Source organism: Clostridium sp. AF28-12 (assembly GCF_003435225.1).
In the GTDB taxonomy this organism is placed as follows: domain Bacteria; phylum Bacillota; class Clostridia; order Lachnospirales; family Lachnospiraceae; genus Pilosibacter; species Pilosibacter fragilis.
This window is the reverse complement of the sequence record NZ_QWGJ01000037.1, coordinates 1-7555: the sequence shown is the minus strand read 5'-3', so window position 1 is coordinate 7555 and position 7555 is coordinate 1. Positions and strand designations below refer to the sequence as shown.

The 7555-nt window shown below is 52.5% G+C and carries 7 protein-coding genes; all 7 read left to right on the top strand.

What is annotated here, in order from left to right; translation table 11 throughout:
- Positions 1-2290 (top strand): conjugal transfer protein TraE (locus tag DWY93_RS16200; RefSeq protein WP_347466492.1); only part of this gene is annotated, 2290 nt, incomplete at its 5' end.
- Positions 2287-2670 carry a DUF3851 domain-containing protein gene (locus DWY93_RS16195; protein ID WP_117472691.1) on the top strand — a complete coding sequence of 128 codons (384 nt, stop codon included), beginning with the start codon at positions 2287-2289 and terminating at the stop codon, positions 2668-2670. The genes DWY93_RS16200 and DWY93_RS16195, both read left to right, overlap by 4 nt.
- Positions 2663-4399, top strand: a complete 1737-nt coding sequence (locus DWY93_RS16190) for a CHAP domain-containing protein (RefSeq protein ID WP_117472689.1) — start codon at positions 2663-2665, stop codon at positions 4397-4399. Before DWY93_RS16195 ends, DWY93_RS16190 begins: the two co-directional genes overlap by 8 nt.
- 28 nt (positions 4400-4427) lie before the next feature.
- Positions 4428-4685, top strand: coding sequence for a DUF4315 family protein (locus tag DWY93_RS16185; protein ID WP_117472687.1), 258 nt, complete (start codon positions 4428-4430; stop codon positions 4683-4685).
- A complete protein-coding gene (locus tag DWY93_RS16180) occupies positions 4675-5439 on the top strand; it encodes a DUF4366 domain-containing protein (RefSeq protein ID WP_117472685.1) in 765 nt (254 codons plus the stop codon). Before DWY93_RS16185 ends, DWY93_RS16180 begins: the two co-directional genes overlap by 11 nt.
- The gene (locus DWY93_RS16175) at positions 5436-5639 is read left to right on the top strand and encodes a hypothetical protein (protein WP_009003368.1); all 204 of its coding nucleotides are present in this window, start codon (positions 5436-5438) and stop codon (positions 5637-5639) included. The genes DWY93_RS16180 and DWY93_RS16175 overlap by 4 nt, the downstream gene beginning before the upstream one ends.
- Positions 5626-7555 (top strand): DNA topoisomerase 3 (locus tag DWY93_RS16170; RefSeq protein WP_117472683.1); only part of this gene is annotated, 1930 nt, incomplete at its 3' end. The genes DWY93_RS16175 and DWY93_RS16170, both read left to right, overlap by 14 nt.

Genomic DNA, 7555 nt, shown 5'->3' with positions numbered 1-7555 from the left:
TATCCCTTATGAACGGATGTGGCCGGACGGAATCTGCCGCGTATCGGACAGCCACTACACAAAGACCATCCAGTTTCAGGACATCAACTATCAGCTCTCCCAAAACGAAGATAAGACGGCAATCTTTGATGGTTGGTGTGATTTCCTCAATTATTTTGACAGCTCGATTCATTTCCAGCTGTCTTTTTTGAACCTTGCGGCATCGGAGGAGACCTTTGCTAACTCCATTTCCATCCCGCCCCAGAGGGACGCCTTTGACAGTATCCGCGAGGAATACACCACAATGCTGCAAAATCAGCTGGCCAGAGGTAACAACGGTCTCATCAAGACCAAATATCTGACCTTTGGTATCGACGCGGACAGCATCAAAGCCGCCAAGCCCCGTCTGGAGCGTATTGAGACCGATATACTTAATAACTTCAAGCGTCTTGGTGTAGCTGCCAGAACGCTGGACGGTAAAGAAAGGCTTTTTCAGCTTCATGCGGTATTCCACATGGATGAACAACTCCCGTTTCAGTTTGAATGGGACTGGCTGGCTCCTTCCGGTTTGTCCACAAAGGATTTTATTGCACCAAGCTCCTTTGAGTTTCGCACCGGCAAGCAGTTCCGTATGGGCAAGAAATACGGGGCTGTTTCTTTTTTGCAGATTCTCGCACCGGAGCTGAATGACCGTCTGTTGGCTGATTTTCTGGATATGGAAAGTTCGCTCATTGTGAGTATGCACATTCAGTCGGTGGATCAGGTGAAAGCCATCAAAACGGTAAAGCGAAAGATTACCGACCTGGACCGCAGCAAGATCGAGGAACAGAAAAAAGCAGTCCGTGCCGGATACGACATGGACATCATTCCATCTGACCTTGCTACCTACGGCAGTGAAGCGAAAAAACTCTTGCAGGATTTGCAGAGCCGCAACGAGAGGATGTTCCTTTTGACCTTTCTGGTGCTGAACACAGCGGACAATCCCCGTCAGCTTAGCAACAACATCTTTCAGGCAGGCTCTATTGCCCAGAAGTATAACTGTCAGCTGACCAGGCTGGACTTCCAGCAGGAAGAAGGGCTGATGAGCTGTCTGCCTCTGGGTCTCAATCAGATTGAGATCCAGCGAGGACTGACCACCAGTTCCACAGCTATCTTTGTGCCCTTCACTACGCAGGAACTGTTCCAGAACGGGAAAGAAGCTCTGTACTACGGCATCAATGCTCTGTCCAACAACCTCATCATGGTGGACAGAAAGCTGCTGAAAAACCCCAACGGCCTGATTCTGGGTACGCCGGGTTCCGGTAAGTCCTTCAGCGCAAAACGAGAAATTGCCAACTGTTTTTTGCTTACCAGTGATGATGTCATTATCTGTGACCCGGAAGCGGAGTACGCACCTCTTGTTGAGCGTCTGCATGGGCAGGTCATCAAGATCTCACCTACTTCAACCAACTATATCAATCCGATGGATCTGAATCTGGACTATTCGGATGATGAAAGCCCGCTGTCACTCAAGTCTGACTTTATCCTCAGCTTGTGTGAGCTGATCGTGGGCGGTAAGGAGGGCTTGCAGCCGGTGCAGAAAACCATTATTGACCGTTGTGTACGGTTGGTTTACAACGAATATCTCAATGACCCGAAGCCGGAGAATATGCCGATTTTGGAGGACCTTTATAACTTGCTGCGGGAGCAGGAAGAAAAAGAAGCTCAGTACATTGCAACGGCATTGGAAATCTATGTAACGGGTTCTTTGAATGTGTTCAATCATCAGAGCAATGTGGACATTGATAACCGGATTGTCTGCTATGACATCAAGGAACTGGGCAAGCAGCTCAAGAAAATCGGTATGCTGGTGGTACAGGATCAGGTGTGGAACCGCGTTACCATCAACCGTGCCGCTCACAAGTCTACCCGCTACTACATCGACGAGATGCACCTGCTTTTGAAGGAGGAGCAGACCGCCGCTTATACGGTGGAAATCTGGAAGCGATTCCGCAAATGGGGCGGTATTCCGACAGGTATCACCCAGAATGTCAAAGACCTTTTGAGCAGCCGCGAGGTGGAGAACATCTTTGAAAACTCCGACTTCGTGTATATGCTCAACCAGGCAGGCGGAGACCGTCAGATCCTCGCCAAGCAGCTGGGTATTTCCACACACCAATTATCTTATGTGACCCACTCCGGTGAGGGCGAGGGCCTGCTGTTTTATGGCTCTACAATCCTGCCTTTCGTGGATCACTTCCCGAAGAATACCGAGCTTTACCGCATTATGACCACCAAACCCCAGGAACTGAAAAAGAAGGAGGATGAATGATGATGAACCCCAACATTTTGAATAAAAATCCGCTGATGTTTTTTGACAGGGCGGTAAATGCCCAGCGCAGCCAGCTGCTTACAGTCATGGCCGATGCGGTAAGTGAGTGCCGCACGGCGGCAGATCAGGCAGCCGAACTTAATGAGACCGGTCAGGTGGGGCTGCTCCGTCTGGCAGAGGTCTGGAGCGCCATCCGTGCCAAGGAAGGTATGGGTGATCTGGTTCTGGAAGGAACCGAAGCGAAGATCCTGTCCGATGTGGTGGCACAGTTTTATGCCTATCTGTCCGGCTGTATGTTCAACGATCCGGTGGGAATGGCCATTTATGCAGAGCTGCACTACATGATGTCCTCCCTCATGCTGGGGGAATGGTTTGAATAAGGAACCGCGTCTGCGCTTTACTGATGAGGAACGGTCTGACCCTGCACTGGAAAAGCCGATCCGTAAAGTGGAGAAAGCTGCAGCCAGAGCAGATAAGGCGCAGGCCAATATCCCAAAGAAAAAGGTCAGGCAGACGGTCATTGACCCGGATACCGGAAAAAAGACCTCGAAGCTGACCTTTGAGGACAAGAAAAAGCCACCTTCCAAAGTTTCTCAAGGAGTCAGGGAAGCTCCCGTCCATCTGGTTGCGGGCAAGCTCCACAAAGAGATCCGGGAAACAGAGCAGGGCAATGTGGGCGTAGAAAGCGCCCACAAGTCCGAGGAAGCGGTGGAGACCGGCGCTTATCTGGTGCGGGAGGGCTATCGCAGCCACAAGCTGAAGCCGTACCGCAAAGCAGCACAGGCAGAGCGCCAACTGGAAAAGGCAAATGTAAATGTTCTGTACCAGAAATCTTTGCAGGAAAATCCCCAGTTTGCCAGCAACCCTCTTTCCCGCTGGCAGCAAAAACAGGCCATCAAAAAGCAGTATGCCGCCGCCAAACACGCCGGTCAGACTGCCGGAAATACCGCCCAGGCTGCATCCAAAACCGGAAAAGCCGCAAGGACGGTAAAAGAAAAGGTACAGCAGGCAGGGGCATTCGTCATGCGCCACAAGAAGGGTTTCCTGATGGCAGGGGTTTTGTTCCTCATTACCTGTATGCTGATGAATACCATGTCCTCCTGCTCCATGATGGCGCAGAGCATCGGTTCCGTTCTCTCCGGCACCACCTATCCGTCGGATGACCCGGAAATGCTGGCGGTGGAGGCAGATTATGCAGCCAGAGAAGCCCAGTTGCAGGAGGAAATCGACAACATAGAAAGCAGCCACCCAGGGTATGACGAGTATCGCTATGACCTTGGTATGATCGGCCATGACCCTCATGAGCTGGCAGCATTTCTGTCTGCCGTCTTGCAAGGTTACACCCAGCAGAGCGCTCAGGCAGAGCTGGCGCGTGTGTTTGCAGCACAGTATCAGCTGACGCTTACTGAGGAAGTGGAGATTCGCTACCGCACGGAGACCTCCACCGACCCGGAGACCGGCGAGACCACCTCAGAAGAAGTCCCCTATGAGTATTACATTTTGAATGTGAAACTCACCAGCAAGCCCATTTCCGCTGTGGCGTCGGAGTTACTGACCCCGGAGCAGATGGAAATGTATCAGGTTTACCGACAGACCATGGGCAATAAGCCGCTGTTGTTTGGCGGTGGTTCCCCTGACATGGGCAATTCCGAGGACTTGACCGGTGTACAGTTTGTAAATGGAACCCGTCCCGGAAATCCGCAGTTGGTGGAGCTGGCCAAGCGTCAGGTCGGCAATGTGGGCGGCTATCCTTATTGGAGCTGGTATGGCTTTGACAGCCGCGTGGAGTGGTGCGCCTGCTTTGTATCCTGGTGTTATAACCAGGCTGGAAAAAGTGAACCGCGCTTTGCAGGCTGTGAGTGGCAAGGTGTTCCGTGGTTCCAGTCTCATGGACAATGGGGTGCAAGAGGCTATAACAATCTGGCTCCCGGAGATGCAATTTTCTTTGACTGGGATTTGGATGGGACAGCGGACCATGTGGGTATCGTGATCGGTACGGATGGCAGCCGTGTTTATACTGTGGAGGGAAATTCCGGCGATGCCTGCAAGATCAAAAGTTATGACCTGAATTATCAAAGTATTAAGGGCTACGGCCTGATGAACTGGTAACAGACTTTGTGGAAAGGAGTGAACGGTTATGGCAAAAAACAAAATTGAACGTATCGACCAGGAAATTGAGAAAACCCGTGAGAAGATTGCGGAATATCAGGAAAAGCTCAAGACCCTGGAAGCACAGAAAACGGAGGCAGAGAATCTGGAAATCGTTCAGATGGTTCGTGCGTTACGCATGACTCCAGCACAGCTGAACGCTATGCTTTCCGGTGGAATGAACCACGGCAGAGATACAGAACTGTCGGAATCAAATAATCAGGAGGCTACCGCTTATGAAGAATAAAAGAATTTGCAAAACACTTTCCGCCCTTTGCCTGACAATGGTTGTGGCATTTGGCTTTACGATCCCTGCATTCGCACAGGGGTCAGAACAGGCTCCGGCGGCACCGGCAGAGGATTCTACCAATGACAGCAATGTGATTGTGGAAGAAACAGAACCGGCACCGGCACTTACACCGGAGGGGAATGCGGCATTGGTGGATGATTTTGGAGGCAATAAGCAGCTTATTACTGTTACGACCAAAGCTGGAAATTACTTTTACATCCTGATTGATAGGGCGAATGAGGCCAAGGAGACTGCTGTTCACTTTCTGAATCAGGTGGACGATGCAGACCTTGCGGCGCTGATGGAAGATGGAAAACCCAAAGAGGAGCCGGCTGCTGTGTGTAGCTGTTCAACAAAATGTGAAGCAGGGGCAGTCAATACGGCCTGCCCGGTCTGCGCAACTGATAAGAGTAAATGTACGGGCAAAGCACCGGAACCTCCGGCAGAAACATCGGAGCCGGAAAAAGAGAAGCCTGCCGGATTGAACCCGGCTGCGATAGTCCTTTTGCTGGCTCTGCTTGGTGGCGGTGGCGTATTTGCCTACTTGAAGCTCGTTAAGAACAAGCCTAAGACCAAGGGCAATGGCAGTCTGGACGATTATGATTATGGCGAGGAGGATTCCGAGGAATGGGAAACCGAGGATGAGGAGTCGGACGAGCCGGACGCTGACGGGGGCAGCACAGAAGAAGATGATGAGGACAGTGTGAAATGACCCGTTTCACAGACAGTCCCTATGAACGCATGATGACACGCAGGCCGGAGGGCGGGAAGGAAACTTCCCGTCCTCCTTCTTTACCCCACAGCCACCCCTGCTATGGTTGCGGGAATTATGGAAGGCCCTGCGTAGGTATCTGTCACCGGGAAATGTCCCGATGGCTCAAAGAGAGGAGGAACCATCATGGCTCAACATAAATTGGTAATTGCCGAAAAACCATCGGTTGCCCAGAGTTTGGCGGCGGTGATCGGTGCAACCGTCCGTAAGGACGGGTATCTGGAGGGCAACGGCTGGCGTGTCAGCTGGTGCGTGGGCCACCTGGCCGGTCTTGCGGATGCAGACAGCTATGACCCCAAGTATGCCAAGTGGCGATATGATGATCTACCTATCCTGCCGGAACATTGGCAGATGGTGGTAGGAAAAGATAAGAAAAAGCAGTTTGATATTCTCAAAAAGCTGATGAATGCCCCGGATGTGACGGAGGTGGTAAACGCTTGCGATGCCGGACGCGAGGGCGAGCTGATTTTCCGCAGCGTCTATGAGCTGGCAGGCTGCCAAAAGCCGATGAAAAGGCTCTGGATTTCTTCGATGGAGGACTCCGCCATAAGGGAGGGCTTTGCAAACCTGCGCCCTGGTGCGGACTATGACGGACTTCGTGATGCTGCCCTCTGCCGTGCCAAGGCCGACTGGCTGGTGGGGATCAATGCCACAAGGCTTTTTTCCGTGCTGTATCACCGCACACTCAACATCGGGCGCGTTATGTCCCCAACGCTGGCACTCATTGTCCAGCGAGAAGCTGAGATCGACACCTTTAAGCCGGTTCCCTTTTATACCGTGGCGCTGGAGCTGCCCGGTCTTACCGTATCCGGGGAGCGCATGAGTGACCGAGCAAGCGCCGAGCAGCTGAAAGAAGCCTGTCAGGGCGCCAATGTCACAATCAAAAAGGTGGAGTGCAAGGAAAAGTCCGAAAAGCCGCCCGCCCTCTATGACCTGACTACTCTGCAAAGAGATGCCAACCGCCTGCTTGGATTTACAGCCCAGCAGACCCTGGACTATCTGCAAAGCCTGTATGAAAAGAAGCTCTGCACCTATCCCCGTACTGACAGCCGCTATCTGACCGGTGATATGGCAGACAGCCTGCCGGTGCTGGTCAATCTGGTTGCCAACGCCATGCCGTTTCGCAAAGGGATCGCCATTACCTGTGATCCGCATACGGTAATCAACGATAAGAAAGTAACCGACCATCACGCAGTAATCCCTACCAGAAATCTCAAGGATGCAGACCTTTCTGCCCTTCCTGCGGGAGAAAAAGCGGTGCTGGAGCTGGTAGCCCTGCGTCTGCTGTGCGCCGTAGCCCAGCCCCATATCTATTCGGAAACTGTTGCGATTGCAGCGTGTGCCGGTGGGGAGTTTAACGCCAAAGGAAAAACGGTGAAGCATCCCGGATGGAAAGCACTGGAGGACGCTTACCGTGCCAAAATGAAGGATGCAGAGACGAAAAAAGAGGGCGCAGAGAAAGCTCTGCCGGAGCTGACCGAAGGCCAGACCCTTTCGGTTGCTGCGGCAATCGTCAAAGAAGGCAAAAGCAGTCCGCCTCAGCACTTTACGGAGGATACCTTGTTGTCCGCAATGGAGACTGCCGGAAAAGAGAATATGCCGGAGGACGCCGAGCGAAAAGGTCTGGGGACACCGGCCACCCGTGCCGGTATTTTGGAAAAGCTGGTATCTGCCGGTTTTCTGGAGCGAAAAAAGAGCAGGAAAACGGTGCAGCTTCTTCCTTCCCACGATGCAGTATCCCTTATCACGGTGCTGCCGGAACAACTGCAATCGCCGCTTCTGACTGCCGAGTGGGAGTATCGCCTGGGTGAGATCGAGCGCGGGCAGCTTGCCCAAGAGGAGTTTCTGGACGGGATCAGCACCATGCTGAAAGATCTGGTGGGGACTTATCAGGTCATCAAGGGAACTGAGTACCTGTTCACTCCGCCCCGTGAGGTGGTGGGCAAATGCCCTCGCTGCGGCGGTGAAGTTGCAGAACTGCAAAAAGGCTTCTTCTGTCAGAATGATTCTTGCAGATTTGCAATCTGGAAAAACAACAAATGGTGGGCTGCCAAGA